Consider the following 21,466-nt stretch of genomic DNA (forward strand, 5'->3'; position numbering starts at 1 on the left):
TTCATCGCGGTGGTCAAGCTGGGCAGCTTCCGCAAGGCCGCCGAATCGATCAACATCTCGCAACCGGCCCTGAGCCGACGCGTCGACAAACTCGAAGAAGCGCTTGGCGCCCGGCTGTTCGAGCGCACCACGCGCCGTGTGTATCTGACGACGGTTGGCCAAGCCTTCGCGCCGAGCGCCGAGCAGTTGCTGGACGATCTCGATGCGGCGCTGCTCAGCATCCGCGAAGTGTCTTCGAGCCGACTCGGGCATGTGACGATCGCGTGCGTGCCGTCGGCTGCGCACTATTTTCTGCCGGCTGTCATTGCGCAATATCGCGGCCGCTATCCACGTATCCGCGTCAAGCTCTTCGATGCAAGCTCGAACGAAGTGTTGAACGCGGTCAAGAATGGCGAAGCCGATTTCGGCGTCGGTTTCGTCGGCAGTCAGGACGCTGACGTCGAATTCAAGCTGCTCCTGCAAGATCGCTTTGTCGTGGCGTGCCGGCGCGATCATCCGCTCGCGGGCAAGAAGCGCGTTTCGTGGAGCGAGTTCTACGAACACGAGTATGTATCGGTCGACAAGACGTCCGGAAACCGCCTGCTGCTCGACCAAGCGCTCGCGGCCGTCGCACCGCGCACACCGAGCGTCTGCGAGACGCGCCACGTAACGACGGCGCTCGGGCTCGTCGAAGCCGGGCTCGGCGTCGCTGCCGTGCCGTCGATGGCGATGCCGCAGTCAGAGCATCCGTTGCTGACGAGCGTACCGCTCGTCGACCCGGTCGTCACGCGGCGCGTCGGTCTCGTACACCGGCGCGGCCGCCAGATGACACCTGCGGCACAAGAGTTCTACCGCATGGTCGTCGACACGCAGCGCACGCGCGCCGCACGCGGCGCCACGAAACGAACCGCGCAACGGAAATCGTGAACCTCGCAGCACGGCCCTGCCCGGCTGAAGGCCGGCTCAGTGTTCGCCGACCGGCTGAAGCCCTGTCGATTCGACCGCCGGCCGCGCGTCGGGCGACGCAAGATAGTCGAGAAGCTGCCTGGCTTCCCGAGGATGCGATGCGGCGGCCGGGATGCCCGCGGCAAAGCGCGTGACGGACTGCACCGATTCGGGAATCGTGCCGACGAAGGTGACGCCCTTCACAGGCAGCAACTCGCTGACCTGTTGAAAACCGACTTCGTAGTCACCGGTGGCGACCACCGATGCAACCGGAATCCGTGGAATCATCTTCGCCTTCGGCTTGACGTCCTCTTCGATGCCCAGCCTCTTGAAAAGCTCGCGTTCGATATATACGCCGCTTGCGCTGTCTGAATAGGCAATCGACTTCGCGTGCAACAAGGTTTGCCGCAACGCGTCGAGCGAACCGATGTCCGGTTTCGGCTCACCTGCGCGCACCACCATGCCGATGCGCGAATCGGCGAGCTCCACGCGCGAGCCGGGGATGACCTTGCCCTGCTTGATCAGATCGTCGAGTGCATAGCCGACCATGATCACGACGTCGGCGGGCTCGCCGCGCGCAAGCCGATTCGGTATGGCGGCGGCGGACTTGCCCATCGACGGGCCCTGGACGGTTTCGAGCGTGTTTCCGGTTGCCGCGGCAAAGCGCGGGCCGAGCAACTGATAGGCCGCCGTGAAGCCGCCAGAGGTCATTACATGCAGTTCCGCGCTTTGCACGTTCGCCGCAGCAAACGTGCCGGCCAAAAACGCGACAGTAACGAACTTCCGCAAAACGGATCGAAGGGTGTGCATGATCGGACGGCGCCTCTTATTGGGATTGGACTGCGCCGAACGCTGCCGGCAAGCGACGGTACAGCACGAACGTTGCACAGCATGCGCAGGCGGCGGCGAGGCTCAGCCAGTACCCCGGTGCGGCCTTGTCGCCCGTCCAATGAATCAGCGCCGTGGAAACCGCGGGCGTGAACCCGCCGAATACGGCGGTTGCCAAACTGTATGCGAGCGAGAAACCGGCCACGCGGACCTCGGCCGGCATGATCTCCGTGAGCGCGACCACCATCGCCCCGTTATAGACGCCGTACATGAACGACAGCCACAGCAGCACACCGAGCATGCTCCCGAAGCTCGGCGCGTGCGCGAGCCACGACAGCACCGGATACGCGGTCAGCACGGTGAGCATACTCATGCCGACCAGCAGCGGACGGCGGCCGAAGCGGTCCGACAGCACACCGCCGATGGGCAACCAGATGAAATTCGACACGCCGACACACAGCGTGACAAGCAGGCTGTCGGCCGTGCTCAGGTGCAGCACCGTTTTGCCGAAGGTGGGCGCATAGACGGTGATGAGATAGAAGCTCGTGGTCGTCATCGCGACCAGCATCATGCCGGCGAGCACGGTCGCCCAGTGGCGAGCCAACGTGAGGAACACCTCGCGCAGATGGGGCCGATGCTGCCGCTGCTGGAACGCTTGCGTTTCGGCGAGGTTACGGCGCAGCGCGAAGATGAAAGGCACGATCAGGCAGCCGACGAAGAACGGCACCCGCCATCCCCATGCGGCGATCATGCCTTTGCTGAGCCACTGGTTCAGCGCGAAGCCAAGCGTGGCCGCCACGACGATCGCGACCTGCTGACTTGCCGATTGCCAGCTGGTATAGAAGCCTTTACGACCCGGCGTCGCCATCTCGGCCAGGTAGACGGAGACACCACCGAGCTCGGCACCGGCCGAGAAGCCCTGAAGCAGACGGCCCAGCAGCACGAGAGCGGGCGCGGCGAGACCGATGCTGGCGTAACCGGGCACGAAGGCGATGAGAAGCGTGCCGAGCGCCATCAGCGAAAGCGTGACGATCAGGCCTTTGCGGCGGCCGACATCGTCGATATAGGCGCCGAGGACGATCGCACCGATCGGCCGCATCAGAAAGCCGGCGCCGAACACCGCGAAGGTCATCATCAAGGAGGCGAACTCGCTCGAGGACGGAAAGAAAACCGCGGCGATTTGCGTGGCATAGAAGCCGAACAGGAAAAAGTCGAACTGCTCGAGGAAGTTGCCGGCGGTCACGCGCAGGACGGTTGCGCTTGTGCTGCGTCGATTGGAAGCGACGGCTGCTTGTGGCATGGAGTGTCTCCGGATGGTTCGGTTCTAGTCGATACGCCGCTCGCGGGCCATGTGTTTGAGCTGCAGGGCGATCGCGCATTGTTCTTCCGAACCGTCTCCGATGTGAAGTGCAACTTTTGGATCGATTGATGCGTGGCGTCGATCAATCGATGGAAGTGAGCGGATGGCACGTGACCCGCGAATCACCGTCCCAAAAGAAGTCGCTTCTTTTATCGACTTAACGCTGCGCCAATAAACTTACGGCGAATCGCCGTGCATCCGCGCCGGCGGGTCCTTCCGCCCGAACCCACGTCCGGTCGATTTCGCATTCTCTTGGGATCAACCTTGTCATCATCCGAAGCCGTTTCCGGTATGAGCAGCGAGCGCACGCTGTTGGCCGTCCTCTCGATGTCGGTGTTCTGCGTCGGCGCGAGCGAGTTCATGCTTTCTGCGATGCTCAACCCACTCAGCATCGAATTCGACACCGACTCGGTTCGCATCGCCTGGCTGATCTCGAGTTATGCGTTCGCCTACGCTATCGCGGCACCGATCCTCGGCTGTTTGTCGGATCGGATCAATCGGCGCCGTCTGCTTCTGATCGCGCTGCTATCGTTCGCGATCGACGGCGTCGGCATCGCCTTCGCGCCAACGCTCGGCGTAGCGATCGCGTTGCGGATTTTCGGTGGTCTCGCGTCCGCAGTCATCATTCCGACCTCGTTCGCCTTGATCTCCGAGGTCGTGCCGCGTGAGCGCCATGCGTCCGCGATGGGGGCTGTCATGCTGGGCATGACGTTCGGCATCGCGCTCGGTCCCGCGATAGCGGGCCTGCTGACGACCTGGCTCGGTTGGCGAGCACCGTTCCTGCTGATGTCGGCCGGCTGCATCGTCTCCTTCCTGATTGGTGCCGCCACGATGCCGAAACAGCATATCTCCGTCACGACGCACGAAACCCAAGGCTTCAAGTGGCTCGGCAACCGAAGCGTCACGCGTCCTCTGCTCGCGAAAGGCCTATGGAACGGGACGGGCGTATCCGCTTTCCTATTGTCGGGAGAAGTATTGCGTCAGCGTTACCAGCTCGATGTTGCCCATGTCGGGATGAGCGTGACCGCGTTCGGCATCGGGCTCGGGATCGGCAATCTGTCAGCGGGGAAACTGCGGCGCCTGATGCGCAGCGAGGAGCGTTCGCTGATCGTCGCGACGGGCCTTTTGATCGCTTCCGTCGCGGCATTCAATCTGCTATCGCTGCCGTTGTTCGGCGCGCTCCTATGCCTCACGGCGTGGGGCGCGGCGCTAGGGGCCGGCGCCCCACTGGCGACCACGGTCCTCGCCGCACGTTCGGGTCGCGACAAGGGCGCGGTTCTCGCAACCGCCGAGACGCTAAACAACGTCGTCATCCTGTCTGTCATCCCCATCGCATCGGCGATGCTCGCGAGCGGAACGACCGCCATGGCAACAGCGGTTTTTGCAGTGGGCTGGGGGATAGGTGCCGCGCTGACGTTGCACGACGCGCTGGCGGAACTCTCTACGGACCGTAGAAAAAGATAAAGCCCCGATTGCTCAGGGCTTTTCTGACTACTGCGGCTGTCTGCGGACCATGTTTTGGTGGAGGTAAGCGGGATCGAACCGCTGACCTCTTGCATGCCATGCAAGCGCTCTCCCAGCTGAGCTATACCCCCTTGCAGAACAGAAACGAGATTTTAGAGGTCAATTCCTGGTTTGTAAATACCCTTCGCGAACCGACGCGCAATTTTTTATCGCAGCGCTCGAGCACGCCAGCCAGACGTCACGCTCACACGTGCTTTTCGATCCGGCTCACCACGACGTCGCGATCGAACAGCGCCAACACCGCGTCGATCGACGGCGTATGCGTCGTCCCAACCACAACCAGCCGCAGCGGCATCGCGAGCTGCGGCATCTTGAGTTTGTGCGCGCCGAGCGTCGCCTTCAACGCGGCCGCGATACCCTCTTTCGTCCACTCGGCCGCACGCAGCGCTGCCGCCAGATCGGCAAGCGCCGGACGCACCGTATCGGTCAGATGCTGCGCGAGCGCCTCGGCCTCGGGCGCCGGCTCGCGATAGAACATGAGCGCATTTTCGACGATCTCCTTGATCGTCGTCGCCCGATCCTTCATCAGCGCGATCACGCTCGCAAGCAACGGCCCTTTCGCCAGCGTCGCGTCATCGACCCCGAACTCCGCAAAAAACGGCAGCGCGAGTCCGGCAAGCCGGGCGTTGTCGGCTTCCTTGATGTAGTGGTTGTTGAGCCAGTTGAGCTTGTTGTGATCGTATTGCGCCGGCGATTTGCCAAGGTGTTCGAGATCGAACCACTCGACGAACTGCTCGCGCGAAAAGATCTCCGCGTCGCCATGCGACCAGCCCAGACGCGCGAGATAGTTGAGCACGGCCTCCGGCAGATAACCGGCATCGCGATAACCCATGACGCTCATTGCACCGTGGCGCTTGCTCATCTTCTCGCCCGCCTCGTTGAGCACGGTCGGCAAGTGCGCATAGACCGGCGGCTCCGCCCCCAACGCACGCAGAATGTTGATCTGACGCGGCGTGTTGTTCACGTGATCGTCGCCGCGAATCACATGGGTGATACGCATATCGAGATCGTCGACGACGACGCAGAAGTTGTAAGTCGGCGTCCCGTCGGGGCGCGCGATCACGAGGTCGTCGAGTTCCTCGTTCGAAATTTCGACCCGGCCCTTCACGGCATCGTCCCAGGCCACCATACAGGTGAGCGGATTCCGGAAACGGATGACGGGTGCCACACCGGCAGGCGGCGTCGGCAAAGTCTTGCCGGGTTCCGGCCGCCAGGTACCGTCGTAGCGCGGCTTCTCGCCGGCCTCGCGCTGACGTTCGCGCAACGCATCGAGTTCTTCCGTCGACATGTAGCACGGATAAGCGAGACCCTGCTCGAGCATTTGCGTGACCACTTCGCGATAGCGGTCCATGCGCTGCATTTGATAGAACGGCCCTTCGTCGTAATCGAGGCCGAGCCACGCCATGCCTTCGAGAATGGCATCGACGGAAGCCGACGTCGAACGCTCGACATCGGTGTCTTCGATCCGCAGCACGAAGGTCCCCTTCATCTTGCGCGCAAAGGCCCACGGATAGAGCGCCGAGCGGATGTTGCCAAGGTGGATGAAACCGGTGGGGCTGGGTGCGAAACGGGTGCGGACGTTGGACATGGGCGGATTTCGCGCGATGGATACACGCATTGCGAGCAAACGGAAAGAGACCGCGATTATACCCGGCGATACTGAAGCCTCGCAGCGGCGCGCTTCGCCGGGACGTGCCGCGCACGAGCCGCGCTTTGCCTTATGATGTGCCCGCGCACGACATTGCGCACGCCGTGCCCCAAGTCGCGCACGGTGCGCATCATGGCCGCAGGAGATATCGTTGAAACCCGCTTCCCCCCGCTCTACTTTGCCGCAACCACCGCAATCGTCCGGCTTGTCACGGCGCAACTTCTCGCTGGCCTGCGCCTCGATGCTCGTCGGCGCTTGCGCATCGGCACCGCCGAAAACAAGCGAGAACCCGCCCGTCGCATCGGCGCCCGAGCGGCCGCTTCGCATCGGTCTCGCGCTCGGCGGCGGCGCCGCGCGCGGCTTCGCCCATATCGGCGTCATCAAGGCGCTCGAAGCGCGCGGCGTGACGCCCGATCTGCTGTGCGGAACGAGCGCGGGCTCGGTCGTCGCCGCGCTCTATGCGTCGGGTATGAATGGCATCGCGATCAACAAGCTCGCATTGACGATGGATCAGGCTTCGATCAGCGATTGGGCGATGCCGTTTCGTACGCGTGGCTTCTTGCAAGGCGTTGCATTGCAGAACTACGTCAACACGACGCTCGCCAACCGGCCGATCGAGAAAATGGCACGCCCGCTCGGCATCGTCGCCACCGATTTGCGCACGGGCCAGCCGATTCTCTTCCAGCGCGGCAACACAGGTGTGGCCGTACGCGCTTCATGCAGCGTTCCGTCGATTTTCGAACCGGTCAAGATCGGCGGCCACGAGTACGTGGATGGCGGACTCGTCAGCCCTGTGCCCGCGTCGTTCGCGCGAAGAATGGGGGCCGATTTCGTGATTGCCGTCGATATTTCCGCCAACCCGGAGAGTGCGCTTACGCAGAACTCGTTCGACGTCCTGCTTCAGACCTTCACGATCATGGGGCAGACGATCAAAACCTACGAACTCGAAAAATACGCGGATTTCGTGATTCGTCCGAATCTGGCCGCGATGAGCGGCAGCGATTTCGGGCAGCGCAACGCGGCGATCCTCGCGGGCGAGGAAGCGGTCGCCAAGGTCTTTTCGCAACTGGAGCAAAGGCTCGCAGCGGGCCACGTCCGGGCCGTTTCCGTGCCCGCATCATAAAACGCGCGGCGCATAGGGCCCGAACCGAACGACAAAAACCGCTGCCGGCTTACACCTGCAGCGGTTTTGGACAATCGAAGAGCCCGTCCGCCGCAGCTGCGGCAGCGCGGGCCGATCGTACTCAGTTGCCGGCCGTCGCGTCCATCGTCGCGCTCACGCGCTGACGCAACTCGTCGGCCTTGACCGGGAAGCGCGATTCGATGCGGCGAGCACCGGTGAAGCGCTTTTCCCAGTAACGGTCGTCCAGATCGTCGACGCGGATCGTGCTGCCGGTGGACGGCGAATGCACGAACTTGTTGTCGCCAATATAGATGCCGACGTGGGAGAACGTGCGACGCATCGTATTGAAGAACACCAGATCGCCGGGCTTGAGGTCGCTGATGCGGACCTTTTCGCCGACACGGCTCATTTCTTCGGCCCGGCGCGGCAGCGCGAGACCGAGGGTGTCCTGGAATACGTAGCGGACGAATCCGCTGCAATCGAGCCCGGAATCCGGGGAATCGCCGCCCCAGCGGTAACGGACGCCGATCATGTTCAGCGCGCCGACGACGACATCACCCGCCTTGCCCGCCATGCCGGAGAAAAAGGCTTTGGCGCGGCCGGCACGGGTCGTGGGCTCTGCTGCTTGGGAATCGGGGGACGAAACTGAGGAAAGCGAGGTCGACTCTGCGCGAATCGGGTAGGCGGTGCTTTGCGACAACGTGTTCGCTTCATCCGCGAACGCACCGGCTGCTGCGCTCATCAAGACGCCAACGAACATTCCGGTGACGACGCGCGCGCAAGCCTGGGCAAAGTATCGGTGCTGCATCGGTCGGTAGGATTTGCTTAAGAATCAGGGATCTGCGAGGGGTTCTGCGGAAAGTTTGGACGATACTAGCCAGGATGTAACCAGTTGTCAAAACAAATTAAAAAAAACAATCGGGGTACCGTCATAATTGCCGCGATCATCCTTGCATGCTGGCTGCGAGGAGCTTTTGCGTATACGGATGCCGCGGTTTCGAGAATATCTTTTCGACATCCGCCGTCTCGACGATCGCGCCGTCCTGCATGACCGCCACGCGATGGGCCATCGCCCCGATGACGGCCAGATCGTGGCTGATAAAAATAAACGCAAGGTTGTATTTCTGTTGCAATGTGCTCAGCAGCGCCAACACCTGCTGCTGAATGGATACGTCGAGCGCGCTCGTCGGCTCGTCGAGTACCAGAAGCCGCGGCTCCAGTACGAGGGCGCGAGCAATTGCGATCCGTTGCCGCTGACCGCCCGAGAACTCGTGCGGATAGCGCGCGAGCACGGTCCGGTCCATCCCCACTTCCCGCAATATCGCCACGATCTTTTCGCGTCGCGCGGCGGCGCCGAGCTCCGGCCAATGGAGCGCGAGCCCTTCGCCCACGATGCGTTCGATCGTATGGCGCGGCGAAAGCGAACTGAATGGATCCTGAAAGACGACCTGCATATTGGAGCGCAGCTCCGTCTTTGCCCGCCCTCGATAGCTTGCGAGCGGCTGGCCTTGAAATTCGATCGTCCCGAACGCGGTGCGTTGCAAGCCGAGCAATGCCATCGCCAGCGTCGATTTGCCCGAACCCGATTCGCCGACGATGCCGAGCGTCTCGCCCTGGCGCACAGCCACGCTCGCATTCGATACCGCCGCAAAGCTGCCCGAATGAAACCAGCCGCGCATGCCGGGCAAGCGGGTCCGGAATGCCACCGATACGTCGCGCGCTTCGAGCACCGCGGGCGAGATCGGCAGTACGGGTTGCACCGAACGACGCGGGCGGCTTTCGATGAGGCGGCGCGTGTAGGCGTGCTGAGGCGCTTCGAAGATCCGCTCGACGGGGCCGCATTCGACGAGCACGCCGTGCTCCATGACGGCAACCCGCTCCGCGAACCGCCGCACGAGGTTCAGATCGTGCGTGATCAACAGCACGGCCATCCCGCGCTTGGCCGCTTCCTCGCGCTGCAACTCGAGCAGCAGATCGACGATCTGCGCGCGAATCGTGACATCGAGCGCTGTCGTCGGTTCGTCCGCGAGCAGCAGGCGCGGACGGCACGCGAGTGCCATTGCGATCATCGCGCGCTGCCGCTGCCCGCCCGATAATTGGTGCGGATAACTGAGAACGCGCTTGTTCGGCTCGGCAATGCCGGTGCGCGCAAGCAATGCCACGGCGCGCCGCCGCGCTTCGGCGGGCGCGACGCCGTCGTGCGCGACGATCGTCTCGGCAATCTGCTCGCCGATCGTGTAAAGCGGATTGAGCGCCGTCATCGGCTCCTGAAAGATCATCGCGATATCAGAGCCGCGCAGTGCGCGCATGTCGCGTTCGCTCTTGGCGTTGAGATCGGCCCCGGCGAACCGGATGGCGCCGCTCACGTGCGCATCGCGCAGCAGTCGCAGGATCGCAAGCGCCGTGACGGTCTTGCCCGAGCCCGATTCGCCGACGAGCGCGACGCGCTCGCCGCGGCCGATCGCAAGCGTGATGTCGTTCACAGCGACGGTCTCGCCGAAAGCGATGCTGAGTCCTTCGATCGACAGCAGCGGCGCCCCGTTCGCATCCATGGCTTGATTGCTATGCGCCGCGCTCATTGGTTGCCTCCCGCTCGCATGGCATCGGCGAGCCGCGTGTCGAGCGCGTTGCGCAGCGCATCGCCCATGAACGTCAACAGCAGCAGCGTGGCGACGAGCACGCCGAATGTCGATAACGAGATCCACCAGGCGTCGAGATTCGCTTTGCCCTCCGCCAGCAACTCGCCAAGGCTGGGCGTCGGCGGGGGCACCCCCAGGCCGAGAAAGTCGAGGCTCGTCAGCGCGAGAATCGAGCCGCTCATCCGGAACGGCAAAAACGTGATGACGGGCGTCAGGCTGTTCGGGAGTATGTGACGCCAGATGATCTGCCGGTTGCTCAGGCCCATGGCGCGCGCCGCACGTACGTAGTCCTGCGTACGGTTACGCAGAAACTCGGCGCGCACGTAATCCGACAGCCCGATCCAGCCGAAAAGCGAAAGCAGCACGATGAGCAGCACGAAGCTCGGCTCGAAGATCGACGCGAAGATGATCAGCAAATAGAGCTCGGGCAGCGCGCTCCAGATCTCGATGAGCCGTTGGCCGAGGATATCTGTTCGGCCTCCGAAATATCCCTGGACCGCGCCGGCCAGAATGCCGAGCACACTGCCGATCAACGTCAGGATCAACCCGAACTCGACCGAAATGCGAAAGCCGTAAAGCAGCCGCGCGAACACGTCGCGCCCTTGCTGATCCGTGCCGAGCCAGTTCTCGCGCGACGGCGGTGCGGGATTCGGCTCCTTCGAAAAATAGTTGAGCGTGTCGTAGTAGTAATGGTTCGGCGGATAGATTGCGAAATTGCCGGGCAGATCGAAGCGGCGGCGCACGTACGGGTCGAGATAATCGGCGGGCGTCGGGAAGTCGCCGCCGAACGTCGTCTCGGCATAGGTCTTCGCGAGGGGAAAATAGAATTGGCCCTGATAGCGCACGACGAGCGGTTTGTCGTTCGACCATAGCGGCCCAGCCAGGCTCGCGACGAACGCGATACAAAAGACGATCAAGCTCCAGTAGCCGAGCCGTTGCGTTTTGAAGCGCCGCCAAAGGCGCCGCATCGGCGTGGGCGAAACGAAGGCTTCGGCGATCTCGCTGCGCGGCTGCGCGTCTTGCCCGATATGAGGACGGACTCGGCCCACGTCAACGCTCCAGTTGTTCGAATTGAATACGCGGATCGACCCAGACGTAACAGAGGTCGGAGATCAGCTTGGTTGCAAGCCCGATCAGCGTGAAGACGTAAAGCGTACCGAGCACGACGGGATAATCGCGCCGCACGACGGATTCGTACGACAGCAGACCCAGTCCGTCGAGCGAAAAAAGCGTTTCGATCAGCAAGCTGCCCGTGAAAAACGCACCGATGAATGCAGCGGGAAAGCCGACGACGAGCGGCAGCATCGCATTGCGGAACACGTGTTTCCAGAGCACGCGTTTCTCGCTGAGGCCTTTCGCCCGTGCGGTCAACACGTATTGTTTCTTGATTTCGTCGAGAAACGCATTCTTGGTCAGCATCGTGACGACGGCAAAGCTGCCGACCACCGATGCCGTGACGGGCAGCGCGATGTGCCAAAGATAATCCGCGATTTTCGCGCCGAACGAGAGCTGGGCGAAATCGTCAGAGACCAATCCCCGCAGAGGGAAGAACTGCCAGAACGAGCCACCTCCGAACAGCACGAGCAGCAGCACGCCGAGCACGAAACCCGGGATCGCATATCCGACCAGCACGATCAGGCTCGACACGACATCGAACGGCGAACCGTTGCGGACGGCCTTCGCGATGCCGAGCGGCACGGAAATCAGGTAGGTCAGAAAAAATGTCCAGAGACCGATGCTGATCGATACGGGCAGCTTCGAAATGACGAGCGACCAGACGCTACGGTGATGGAAGTAACTCTGCCCGAGATCGAAGCGCGCAAACCGCGAGAGCATCAGCCAGTAGCGCGTCAAAGGCGGCTTGTCGAAACCGTATAGCGCCTTTAGTTGCGCGATCTGCTGCGCGTCGACGCCGTTGTGTGCGCGCAAGCCGAACGGCGGCGGCTGCCCCTCCTGGGCCGCTCCCTTGCGCAATTCATAGGCCGCCTGCTCGACGGGCCCGCCCGGCACGAATTGAATCACGGCAAACGTGACGGTGAGCACCCCGACGAGCGTCGGAATCATCAACAGCAACCGCTTGAGAATATAGGCCCACATAATCGGTTATCCGTCAGCATGTATGCACATCAACGCGTTTTAGCGGCGCATTCAGCGCGCGCTATCGGCACTCGATTTGGCGCCTGCCTGCTTGTCGGGCTCGCGCCACCACGTCGATACGATCCAGTCCTCGGCGGAATAGTACAGCGGCAGCGTCCGCGGATAATGCAGGTCGCGCCGGTAGGCGATCCGATGCGTGGTGCTGAACCATTGGGGAATGATGTAATAACCGTGCATGAGCACCCGGTCCAGCGCATGCGCCGCATTCACGAGTTCGTCCTTGGTCTGCGCATGCACCAGCGCATTGAGAATCGCATCGACGGCGGGCGATTTGAGTCCGCCCATATTGTCCGAGCCCTGCTCGTCGGCCGAGCGGCTGCCGAAGCGCGAGACCTGTTCGACGCCGGGAATCTGCGTGCCCGGATAACGCACGATCGTGACATCGAAATCGAAGGCGTCATAGCGTTTTTGGATCAGCGCGAAATCGACTGTTCGATAGATGGCGCGAATGCCGAGCTTCGCGAGGTTGCGGATATAGGCGGCAATGACGGGCTCCATCGACGCCCCCTGCCCCGAATCCTCGAGGATCTCGAAGACGAACGGCTCGCCCTTGGCATTGCGCAAGGCGCCGTCGCGATAAGTCCAGCCCGCTTGCGCGAGCAATTCGCGCGCCTTGCGCAAGTTGCCGCGCAACGAGTTCGGCGGGTCCGTGCTCGGCTGCACCGGCATCGGCCCGAACACAGCGGGATCGAGTTGTGCGCGCAACGGTTCCAGCAGCTCGAGTTCGCCGGGGCCAGGCACTCCCCTCGCCTGCAGCTCGCTATCGGCGAAGTAGCTGTCGAGCCGCGTGTACGCGCCGAAGAAAAGGCGCTCGTTCAGCCATTCGAAGTCGAATGCAAGGTCGAGCGCCTTGCGTACGCGCAAGTCCCGGAACAAGGGCCGCCGCAGGTTCAACACGAAACCCTGCATCCCCGCGCCATTGTGCTGCCGGAATTCGCGCTTGATGAGCTCGCCGTCGTCGAAGCGTTTGCCGACATCGCGCCGCGCCCAGTTGCGTGCGATGTATTCGACGAGCGCGTCGTATTCGCCGGCCTTGAAGGCTTCGAGCCTCGCCACGCTGTCGGCGTAGAGCTTATAGGTGATGCGCTCGAAGTTGTTCGTTCCGACCCGGACCGGCAACGCCGCGCCCCAGTACGACGGATCGCGCCGATAGGTAATCGTATGCCCGCCATCGTACTGCTCGATCAGATACGGTCCGCTGCCGATCGGTTTGTCGAACGCGAGTTGATCGAACGGTATGTGCGTGCCGTCGGCGCGCAGGCCCCATTTGTGCGAAAACACGGGCACGCCGCCGGCGATCAGCGGCAATTCGCGGTTGGCCTGTTTGAACTCGAAGCGAACGGTCGACCGATCGACGACGATCGCGCGCGCGATGTCGGCATAGAAGGCGGCGAACTGCGGAGCGGCCTGCCGGCTCTTGAGCGTATCGAACGAATACTTGACGTCCTCGGCGGTCACCGGATCGCCATTCGAAAAGTGCGCTCGCGCATCGATGTGAAATGTCACCGAGCGGCGGTCGGGCGCGATGCGGATATCGTCGGCCAGCAAGCCATATGCCGAAGCCGGCTCGTCGAGGCTGCCCGTGGTCAGGCTCTCGAACAGCATGCCGATGCCGGGAGCCGCGTTGCCGCGCATCGTGAAGGGATTGAACTTGTCGAAGCTCGTGAGACGGCTGGGATTGGCAAGCACGAGCGTGCCGCCTTTGGGTGCATCGGGGTTGACGTAGTCGAAGTGCGTAAAGCCCTGGGAATACTTGGGCGTACCGAATTGGGCGATGGCATAGGCTGCCTCGACCGGGGCGGACACACCGAGCGCGCATGCGAACCCGAACAAGACCAACAGCCAACGCAGCGCGGCGGTCCGTCGCAAACCTGTCGTCATAAGCACCTATGGTCGAGCGGGGATGGCGATATGAGAGAATTGCGCAAATTGTACTGAAAAACCGTTCGCCGGCCGCCCGATCGCTTACGCGCCGCCGTGCAAGGCACACCTGATATAGGAGAATTCATGGGCTTTCTCGCTGGAAAACGCATTTTGCTGACCGGTCTGCTGTCGAACCGCTCGATCGCCTACGGCATCGCGCAAGCCTGCAAGCGCGAAGGCGCCGAGCTCGCTTTCACCTACGTCGGCGAGCGCTTCAAGGATCGCATTACCGAGTTCGCCACCGAATTCGGCAGCGAACTCGTGTTCCCTTGCGATGTGGCCGACGATGCGCAAATAGAAGCGCTCTTCTCGTCGCTGAAGCAACACTGGCCCAGTATCGACGGTCTCGTGCATTCGATCGGCTTCGCCCCGCGCGAGGCAATCGCCGGCGATTTTCTCGATGGTATGACGCGTGAAAACTTCCGCATCGCGCATGACATTTCGGCTTACAGCTTCCCCGCGCTCGCAAAGGCCGCGTTGCCGATGCTGTCGCAGGATGCCTCGCTGCTGACGCTGTCGTATCTCGGCGCCGAAAAGGTGATTCCGAACTACAACACGATGGGTGTCGCCAAAGCGGCTCTCGAAGCGTCGGTGCGCTATATGGCCGGTTCGCTCGGCGCGCGCGGCGTGCGCGTGAATGCCATTTCCGCCGGCCCGATCAAGACGCTCGCGGCAAGCGGGATCAAAGGCTTCGGCAAGATCCTCGAGTTCGTCGCCGAAAACGCACCGCTCAAGCGCAACGTGACGATCGAGCAGGTCGGCAATACCGCAGCCTTTCTGCTGTCCGATCTCGCAAGCGGCGTCACGGCCGAGATCATGCATGTCGATAGCGGTTTTCATGCCGTCGTCGGCGGGATGGCATCGTTCGCCAGCGAGTGACGCCCCTCGCGCTGGGATTCGTTGCTGCCACGAGACCGTTCTAAAGAAAAACCGCCCGCCAGAGATGCTCCGGTGGGCGGTTTTTTCACACGTGCTTAGTGCGGGAATCCGCTTGTCTGTCTGAGATGCGGGCCCGCTCAATCATCACCACGGGCCACGACCGTGGCCGCGACCATGGCCACGCCCGTGATCGTGATCGTCATCCCAATCCCGGCCATGACCACGGCCATGATGGCGGTACCAGTCGTCACGGTCCCAATAACGGCGCCCATCCCAGTAACGATCGCCGTGCCATCCGATCACGACCGCCGGCGCAGGTGCATAGACGACAGGCGGTGGCGGGGGCGCATAAACCGGTGCGGGGGCGACATAAACGGGCGCGGGCACCCCGATGTTCACCCCCACGCTGACATCCGCGGCCATTGCGGCGCTCGACGCACCTGTGATAAGTGCAACAACTGCAAGGCCCGAAACAATGCGCGTTTTATTGATAGTCATGACATAACCCCTGTCCGTCATACGGTAATTCGATGAGGGGGACTATACCGCAGGGCTTGCCGCCGCATATTTCATACTTGTAACTGTTGCTGCACGATATGTGCCGCCCGAATCAAGGCGCCGGTGCGACCCCGCTCGATGCCGGCTTCGTGGTAGGGATGCCGTTGCGCGCGTAGGCCCAGCTCAACGCTGTCGCGGCTCCCAATACAGCCGCTTCAAGGGAAAACTGTCCCATGCTGAGAAGCGCGGCGCCGAAAGGCAGTGGAGTGTATATGGCGTAGAACAACGCCATCAACAGTTGCTTTTTGAGCGCGAGCGTCAACAATATGAATTGCGCAATTCGCCCCGCCCCGTTCTTGCATAAAAACGGCGAGGCCAAGGCGCAACACATCAGACAAGCGAACGCCGGCTCGACGAACGTCAGATAAGCCGGCGCCAAGACGTTGATCCCATAGGGAAGCTGGCACCATCCACCGCCAGATACCATTTCGCCGAACACTCCGAACACCGCGCCCTTCCCCCACGACACCAACGGGAACGCAACCAGTCCAATCAGAACCGACGCGGCGAGCGCGGCGCAATGAAACATGCGTCGCGGCTTGGCGAAGCGCTCCACGAGCGCCGCAGCCACTGCGGTCGCGGCATAGAAGAGCATCGCGGGTACCGCCATGATCGCGAAAAACAGCCAGCCTCGCGCGCTCGTGCAATAGCCGTTCATGAACCAGCCTCGCAGCGTCTCGTTGAGCCCGCATAAAAGCAGAAAAACAATGCCGGCATGAACGGATCGCGACCGATGCGGCCACGTCCGCCTCATGTGCGCGAACAACCAGATGGCTACCCACACTGCAATGGCGTTATTGACGATATCGGGCAGCGGACTCGAGATCTTTGCCGATGGATACGGCACATCGAACGCCTGAAGCATGACGGCATGAACGCTGAGCGACAGGACCGCGGTCAGGCAAAACGCCACGAGCAGGCGCCCCCGATGGACATGGAAATGCGAACGAGGCCGGATCGAGGGGCTGAGGTCGGAACTGCAAGTCATGAGCGAAACTCCTGCACGGAAGCGAAACGGTGCGGCGCATTGCGGCACGCGTGGGCTCGCCACTATGCGCATGCGGGAGCGTCATCGCCATACGATTTTTCTCAATCGAACCGATCGCGACAGGCACGTACGCCAATTCGAGCGCATCAGCCGCCTACGGCAACGCGGCGCTCGGAGAAGCGATCGGTGCGGCCTCGCGATAAGAGGTCTAGACTGAGCGAGCGGTCTATCGGCAAGGAGAGACGATGCGCGAAAAGGCCCTCGCAGCGGCGGCAATCGCGTGCGCAACGGCGGTTGCGCCTCCCGTGGGCTTCGCCGAAGCCGGCTCGTCCGATTCGCCTCTAGCCGCACCATTGCCCGCCAACGCTGTTGTGGCGGGCGCACGGCTCGCCGCCCTCGGCAATTGCGCGGTCTGCCATACCGCGGCGGGCGGCGCCCCATTTGCGGGCGGCCGCCCCTTCCATACGCAATTCGGCACCCTTTATTCGACCAACATCACCCCCGACTCCGAAACGGGCCTCGGCCGGTGGTCGTTTGGCGATTTCTCGCGCGCCATGAAAAGCGGTGTCTCTAGAGATGGACATCGTCTTTATCCGGCGTTTCCCTATCCGCATTTTCAGGGCATGACCGACGTCGATCTCGAATCCGTCTATCGCTTCCTGATGACGCGCGAGGCTGTCAGGGCCGTCCAGCCGCCAAACCATCTGGTGTTTCCGCTTCGGCTTCGTCCACTGATGGCAGGGTGGAACCTCCTGTTTCTTCGCCGTCCGGCCGAGCCGAAGCGCATTCCCGACCGCCCCGACGAACGACGCGGCAAATATCTCGTCGATACTCTCGGACATTGCGCCGCCTGCCATACGCCTTTGAACGCCCTCGGTGCGGAAAAAGCGGGCCATGCGTTCCAAGGCGCTGTCGTCGAAGGCTGGGAAGCGCCGGCATTGACCGCATTGCTGCACAGACCGAAACCGTGGAGCGTCGATCAATTGAGCGCTTACCTGCGTACAGGCCTCGCGAGCGAGCACGGTATGGCGGCCGGGCCCATGCGCGATGTGACGCAGGCCCTGGCCTTCGCGGATCCGGCCGACGTGCGGGCGATGGCCTCGTATCTGATGACGTTACAGGTACCCAGTGCACCCACACGAACGGTGGCGACGGTCGCCGAGCAAGCCGATTCCGCTCAGCTGCATCGCGGCAATACCCTCTTCGCAGCGGCATGCGCATCGTGTCACGATAATGCCGCCCCCATGTCCGCGTATGGCGGCCGCCCATCGCTTTCGCTCGGCACGGCGGTCAATGCGCAAAGTCCACGCAATGCGGTCCGCTTCGTGTTGCACGGCATCCGCGACCAGGACAGCGCGGGAGCCCTTTACATGCCGGCTTATTCCGCGACATTGACGAATGCGCAAATTGCCGACGTAACGGCATTTCTGCGGGCACGCTTCAGTACCGGCGCCCCATGGCGCATCGACGAAAGCTACGTCGCCAAGCTTCGCAAGGAGAAGAGCGAGCCATGATCGATCTGACGGTGAACGGAGAGCGTCACACGCTCGACATCGACCCCGCGATGCCGCTGCTCTATGCGCTGCGCAATTCGCTCGAGTTGAACGGGGCCAAGTTCGGCTGCGGTCTCGGACAATGCGGCGCGTGCACAGTCATCGTGGGAGACGAGCCGGTGTTCTCATGCTTGCTCCCGGTCGCGGCGGTAGGCGAGCGCAACGTGCGGACCGTCGAGGGTCTCGGCGACGCACAGCATCCAAGCCGGCTGCAGCAAGCCTTCATCGATCGGCAGGCCGCTCAATGCGGGTACTGCATCGCCGGCATGATCATGCGGGCGCAGGCCTTGCTCGATCGCGTCCCCTCGCCCACCGAGGCACAGATTCGCGAGCATATGGCGCCGAACCTATGCCGCTGCGGCACGCATATGCGCATTCTCGCGGCGATCCGCGACGCGGGACACAGGCCATGAGCGGCCGCGTCGTCATCGAAAGTCCGTCGCGCCGACGGTTTCTCGCGGCGGGCAGCATCACGGTCGGCTTCACGCTGCTGCCCGCCGCCAGCATATGGGCGCAGACCACGACGGAAGCCGGGACTTTCAACGCGTCCGAACCGGATTTGCCCGGCAGTCTCAAGACGACTCCCGTGCTCGACGCCTGGATCAAAGTCGACGCCGACAGCCGTATCACGGTATTCACCGGCAAAGCCGAACTCGGCACCGGCATCCGAACGGCGTTCCTGCAGATCGCCGCCGAAGAGCTCGGCGTGTCCCCCGAGCGCCTCACGCTCGTGACGGCCGACACTTCGCTCACGCCCAACGAGGGATACACGGCCGGCAGTCATTCGACGGCCGACAGCGGTACCGCCATCGCCCATGCCGCGGCCCAAGTACGGCAACTGCTCATTCAAGCTGCCGCGACCAGGCTGGATGCGGACGCCGCCTCGCTCGTCGTCGAACAAGGCGTAATCGTAGCGGCTGACGGGCGGCGGGTGTCGTTCGGCGAAGCCGTGAGCGGCACCGATCTGCATCGCCATGCGATGCCCGGACAGCCCACGAAGGATCCGGGATCGTTCGGGATCGTGGGGCGGCCCTATCCGCGCGTCGACATCCCCGGCAAGGTCACGGGCGGCGCGAGCTACGTGCAGGACATGCGACTGCCAGCGATGATCCACGCGCGGGTGGTCCGGCCACCGTCATATGGCGCGACGCTTGCCTCGGTCGATCTTGCGCGCATCCGGTCGCTGCCCGGCGTGGTCGCCGTCATTCGTGACGGCAGCTATCTGGCCGTCGCCGCCGAAGACGAATGGCAAGCCATCGTCGCGATGCGCGAGCTGTCGGCCGGCGCCACTTGGAACGCAGCGCCGCCGTTACCCGATCCAGCGACGCTCTACGACACGCTGCTGAAGCTGCCCGCTCAGGAAATTTCCGTCGCGAACCGGAAATCGACTTCAACGATCGCCGCAAAGACCCTGCACGCACGGTTTACGAAGCCCTATCTGACGCACGGCTCCATGGGCCCTTCGTGCGCGCTGGCGCAATTCGACGGAACGCAGATGACCGTCTGGACCCATACACAAGGCGTCTTCCCGCTACGAAAGGGCATCGCCGAAATGCTTTCGATGAGACCGGAGCACGTTCGCTGCGTCCATGTGGAAGGGGCCGGTTGTTATGGGCACAACGGTGCCGACGATGTCGCAGCCGATGCCGCACTGATTGCACACGCGTTGCCGGGGCGCCCCGTACGCGTCCAATGGATGCGGGAACAGGAACACATGTGGGAGCCGTTCGGGCCTGCGATGATCACCGATGTGACAGCATCGCTCGACGATACGGGACATATCGTCGACTGGCGCTTCGAGATCTGGAGTAACACGCACAATAACCGCATCGAAAACGCCGGACGTCTGATGCCAACCTGGTTTCTCGCCAAACCGTTCACACCGGCTCCGCCGAAACCCATCCCGATGCCGGAAGGCGGCGGTGACCGCAACAGCATTCCGCTCTATCGCATCCCGAACGTCTATGTGCAGCATCATTTTCTGCCCGAGATGCCGATCCGTGTCTCGGCGATGCGCTCGCTCGGCGCCTATCACAACCTGTTTTCCATCGAGAGCTTCATCGACGAACTGGCAGCCGCTGCCGGCGCAGATCCCGTCGACTTCCGGCTTCGCCACCTCGACGATCCGCGCGCGCGAGACGTCATTCGTCGGGCCGCCCAACGGTTCGATTGGGAACGCCAGCCCGCCTCGACGCGCTGGCGGGGCCGAGGCTTCTCGTTTGCCCAGTACAAAAACCTCATGGCGTATTGTGCGATTGCCGCCGAGGTGAGCGTCGAGCCCGACACCGGGCGTGTCACGATCGAACGGATCGTGAGCGCCGTCGATTGCGGGCAGATCGTGAATCCCGACGGCGTGCGTAACCAGATCGAAGGCGGCATCGTGCAATCGGCAAGCTGGACCCTGTTCGAGGAGACGACGTTCGATCGACACACGATCACGAGCTTCGATTGGAGCACCTATCCCATCCTGCGGTTCGAGTCCGCTCCGCGCGCGGTCGATGTCGAATTGATCGACCGCCCGGGGCAACCGTTCCTCGGCGTGGGCGAGGCCGCGCAAGGGCCGATGGCGGCGGCCCTCGCCAATGCGATCGCTCATGCAACGGGAGTCCGGTTCAGAGCGCTGCCGATGTCCCCGGCGCGGCTGCGCGCCGCGCTCGAAGCGCGCGTATGAGCGGCCGCTTGCTGCGATGCGGTCGGCTCATGCGGCCGATGCTGCACTGCAATTTGTATCGAATGCTCTCGCCGCTGGCGCACCGCCCGAAACCGCATCGCGGCCGCGGCTCGGCGGGCGCACGCCGATCGCGGCCTCCCGCCTGTTTGCTTCCGGATACAAACGGTAACGACATTGCATTGATTTGGGGACGGGAAATCGCACAATGCGAGCGCAGGCACTCGATCAGGGGGATTCAAATGAAAACTAAACGTTGGGCGCTTTTCGCCGTCACCAGTATTGCTTTGGCTCTATCGTCCGTATCGTTCGCTGCCGGTGGTGGTGCGGGCGGTGGCGGTGGCGGTGGTGGTGGTGGCGGCGGCGGTGGTTCGGGTGGTGGCGGCGGCGCTGGTGGCGGACATGGTGCCGGAATGGGCAGCGCGATGGGAAGCGCGGCCGGCAATGTCGGCGGCTTGTCGGCCAGCCATATGAGCGCGGAAGGAATCAAGAATTCCAACAGCCCGATTTCGGGCGATCGCGACAAGGGCCTCGCTCGTGCCGCCGATCGCTCCGATACCCAGGCGGATCGGGTCGGGGATACCGCTCGATCGACCGCGACCTCGCCGCATCATGGCAAGGCCACCAGGACGGCAGTCCATCATCACTCCATCGTCCGCAAGCCGACGGCGCCCCTCGAAGGATCCTGACGCAC

General features: G+C 62.9%; 18 protein-coding genes and 1 tRNA gene. 8 read left to right on the forward strand and 11 right to left on the reverse strand.

The annotated features are described in order from the left end of the window. Window positions 1-906: LysR family transcriptional regulator (locus tag VGL01_RS00810; protein ID WP_414720136.1), on the forward strand; the 906-nt coding region annotated here is incomplete at its 5' end. Window positions 907-942: 36 nt separating this feature from the next. Here VGL01_RS00810 and VGL01_RS00815 read toward each other — a convergent pair. After that, entirely contained in the window at window positions 943-1,734 is a 792-nt protein-coding gene (locus tag VGL01_RS00815) for a substrate-binding domain-containing protein (protein WP_331566112.1), read from the reverse strand. Window positions 1,735-1,750: 16 nt separating this feature from the next. Next, window positions 1,751-3,052, reverse strand: coding sequence for an MFS transporter (locus VGL01_RS00820; RefSeq protein ID WP_331566114.1), 1,302 nt, complete (start codon window positions 3,050-3,052; stop codon window positions 1,751-1,753). Between the two features lie 324 nt (window positions 3,053-3,376). Between VGL01_RS00820 and VGL01_RS00825 the strand changes: the two genes are divergently transcribed. After that, window positions 3,377-4,576, forward strand: coding sequence for an MFS transporter (locus tag VGL01_RS00825; RefSeq protein WP_331566116.1), 1,200 nt, complete (start codon window positions 3,377-3,379; stop codon window positions 4,574-4,576). A gap of 55 nt (window positions 4,577-4,631) precedes the next feature. Here the strand turns inward: VGL01_RS00825 and VGL01_RS00830 are convergent. After that, window positions 4,632-4,707 (reverse strand) — tRNA-Ala (locus VGL01_RS00830). Between the two features lie 113 nt (window positions 4,708-4,820). After that, complete coding sequence (gltX, locus tag VGL01_RS00835; RefSeq protein WP_331566118.1) at window positions 4,821-6,224, reverse strand: glutamate--tRNA ligase; 1,404 nt, start codon at window positions 6,222-6,224, stop codon at window positions 4,821-4,823. Between the two features lie 205 nt (window positions 6,225-6,429). Here gltX and VGL01_RS00840 point away from each other — a divergent pair, with 205 nt between their 5' ends. Beyond that, window positions 6,430-7,407, forward strand: coding sequence for a patatin-like phospholipase family protein (locus VGL01_RS00840; RefSeq protein WP_414720138.1), 978 nt, complete (start codon window positions 6,430-6,432; stop codon window positions 7,405-7,407). Window positions 7,408-7,528: 121 nt separating this feature from the next. Here VGL01_RS00840 and VGL01_RS00845 read toward each other — a convergent pair whose 3' ends face one another. The 5 genes from VGL01_RS00845 to VGL01_RS00865 form a co-directional block, all read right to left on the reverse strand. Continuing rightward, on the reverse strand, window positions 7,529-8,215 hold the full coding sequence (locus tag VGL01_RS00845; RefSeq protein WP_331566120.1) for a C40 family peptidase: 687 nt from the start codon (window positions 8,213-8,215) through the stop codon (window positions 7,529-7,531). 136 nt (window positions 8,216-8,351) lie between these two features. Continuing rightward, entirely contained in the window at window positions 8,352-9,986 is a 1,635-nt protein-coding gene (locus tag VGL01_RS00850) for a dipeptide ABC transporter ATP-binding protein (protein ID WP_331566122.1), read from the reverse strand. After that, complete coding sequence (locus VGL01_RS00855) at window positions 9,983-11,014, reverse strand: ABC transporter permease (protein ID WP_331566156.1); 1,032 nt, start codon at window positions 11,012-11,014, stop codon at window positions 9,983-9,985. Before VGL01_RS00855 ends, VGL01_RS00850 begins: the two co-directional genes overlap by 4 nt. Window positions 11,015-11,096: 82 nt before the next feature. Further along, entirely contained in the window at window positions 11,097-12,143 is a 1,047-nt protein-coding gene (locus VGL01_RS00860; protein ID WP_331566124.1) for a microcin C ABC transporter permease YejB, read from the reverse strand. A gap of 51 nt (window positions 12,144-12,194) precedes the next feature. Then, window positions 12,195-14,084, reverse strand: a complete 1,890-nt coding sequence (locus VGL01_RS00865; RefSeq protein WP_331566126.1) for an extracellular solute-binding protein — start codon at window positions 14,082-14,084, stop codon at window positions 12,195-12,197. A gap of 126 nt (window positions 14,085-14,210) precedes the next feature. On the opposite strand from VGL01_RS00865, the gene fabI reads away from it, so the two are divergent. Beyond that, a complete protein-coding gene (gene fabI, locus VGL01_RS00870; RefSeq protein WP_331566128.1) occupies window positions 14,211-15,005 on the forward strand; it encodes an enoyl-ACP reductase FabI in 795 nt (264 codons plus the stop codon). A 144-nt stretch (window positions 15,006-15,149) separates the two neighbouring features. Here the strand turns inward: fabI and VGL01_RS00875 are convergent, their stop codons facing one another. Beyond that, on the reverse strand, window positions 15,150-15,503 hold the full coding sequence (locus VGL01_RS00875; RefSeq protein WP_331566130.1) for a hypothetical protein: 354 nt from the start codon (window positions 15,501-15,503) through the stop codon (window positions 15,150-15,152). A gap of 112 nt (window positions 15,504-15,615) precedes the next feature. Next, a complete protein-coding gene (locus tag VGL01_RS00880) occupies window positions 15,616-16,551 on the reverse strand; it encodes a hypothetical protein (RefSeq protein ID WP_331566132.1) in 936 nt (311 codons plus the stop codon). Window positions 16,552-16,796: 245 nt separating this feature from the next. Here VGL01_RS00880 and VGL01_RS00885 point away from each other — a divergent pair, with 245 nt between their 5' ends. Genes VGL01_RS00885 through VGL01_RS26070 form a run of 4 tightly spaced genes read left to right on the forward strand, consistent with a single transcriptional unit; the run spans window position 16,797 to window position 21,461 of the window. Continuing rightward, window positions 16,797-18,065: a cytochrome c gene (locus VGL01_RS00885; RefSeq protein WP_331566134.1), complete on the forward strand. Its 1,269-nt coding sequence runs from the start codon at window positions 16,797-16,799 to the stop codon at window positions 18,063-18,065. Continuing rightward, window positions 18,062-18,517: a (2Fe-2S)-binding protein gene (locus VGL01_RS00890; RefSeq protein WP_331566136.1), complete on the forward strand. Its 456-nt coding sequence runs from the start codon at window positions 18,062-18,064 to the stop codon at window positions 18,515-18,517. Before VGL01_RS00885 ends, VGL01_RS00890 begins: the two co-directional genes overlap by 4 nt. After that, the gene (locus tag VGL01_RS00895; protein WP_331566138.1) at window positions 18,514-20,775 is read left to right on the forward strand and encodes a xanthine dehydrogenase family protein molybdopterin-binding subunit; all 2,262 of its coding nucleotides are present in this window, start codon (window positions 18,514-18,516) and stop codon (window positions 20,773-20,775) included. The genes VGL01_RS00890 and VGL01_RS00895 overlap by 4 nt, the downstream gene beginning before the upstream one ends. Then, window positions 20,772-21,461, forward strand: a complete 690-nt coding sequence (locus VGL01_RS26070) for a hypothetical protein (RefSeq protein ID WP_414720137.1) — start codon at window positions 20,772-20,774, stop codon at window positions 21,459-21,461. The genes VGL01_RS00895 and VGL01_RS26070 overlap by 4 nt, the downstream gene beginning before the upstream one ends. The last annotated feature ends 5 nt before the right edge of the window (window positions 21,462-21,466 follow it).

It is taken from the genome of Trinickia sp., from assembly GCF_036503415.1.
Taxonomy (GTDB): domain Bacteria; phylum Pseudomonadota; class Gammaproteobacteria; order Burkholderiales; family Burkholderiaceae; genus Trinickia.

Bases quoted from the DNA above. Each gene is read 5' to 3' on its own strand.
- VGL01_RS26070 (WP_414720137.1), top strand. From the start codon at position 20,772: ATGAGCGGCCGCTTGCTGCGATGCGGTCGGCTCATGCGGCCGATGCTG.
- gltX (WP_331566118.1), bottom strand. From the start codon at position 6,224: ATGTCCAACGTCCGCACCCGTTTCGCACCCAGCCCCACCGGTTTCATC.
- VGL01_RS00820 (WP_331566114.1), bottom strand. From the start codon at position 3,052: ATGCCACAAGCAGCCGTCGCTTCCAATCGACGCAGCACAAGCGCAACC.
- VGL01_RS00855 (WP_331566156.1), bottom strand. From the start codon at position 11,014: ATGCGGCGCCTTTGGCGGCGCTTCAAAACGCAACGGCTCGGCTACTGG.
- VGL01_RS00865 (WP_331566126.1), bottom strand. From the start codon at position 14,084: ATGACGACAGGTTTGCGACGGACCGCCGCGCTGCGTTGGCTGTTGGTC.
- VGL01_RS00890 (WP_331566136.1), top strand. From the start codon at position 18,062: ATGATCGATCTGACGGTGAACGGAGAGCGTCACACGCTCGACATCGAC.
- VGL01_RS00895 (WP_331566138.1), top strand. From the start codon at position 18,514: ATGAGCGGCCGCGTCGTCATCGAAAGTCCGTCGCGCCGACGGTTTCTC.
- VGL01_RS00860 (WP_331566124.1), bottom strand. From the start codon at position 12,143: ATGTGGGCCTATATTCTCAAGCGGTTGCTGTTGATGATTCCGACGCTC.
- fabI (WP_331566128.1), top strand. From the start codon at position 14,211: ATGGGCTTTCTCGCTGGAAAACGCATTTTGCTGACCGGTCTGCTGTCG.
- VGL01_RS00885 (WP_331566134.1), top strand. From the start codon at position 16,797: ATGCGCGAAAAGGCCCTCGCAGCGGCGGCAATCGCGTGCGCAACGGCG.
- VGL01_RS00875 (WP_331566130.1), bottom strand. From the start codon at position 15,503: ATGACTATCAATAAAACGCGCATTGTTTCGGGCCTTGCAGTTGTTGCA.
- VGL01_RS00850 (WP_331566122.1), bottom strand. From the start codon at position 9,986: ATGAGCGCGGCGCATAGCAATCAAGCCATGGATGCGAACGGGGCGCCG.
- VGL01_RS00880 (WP_331566132.1), bottom strand. From the start codon at position 16,551: ATGACTTGCAGTTCCGACCTCAGCCCCTCGATCCGGCCTCGTTCGCAT.
- VGL01_RS00815 (WP_331566112.1), bottom strand. From the start codon at position 1,734: ATGCACACCCTTCGATCCGTTTTGCGGAAGTTCGTTACTGTCGCGTTT.
- VGL01_RS00845 (WP_331566120.1), bottom strand. From the start codon at position 8,215: ATGCAGCACCGATACTTTGCCCAGGCTTGCGCGCGCGTCGTCACCGGA.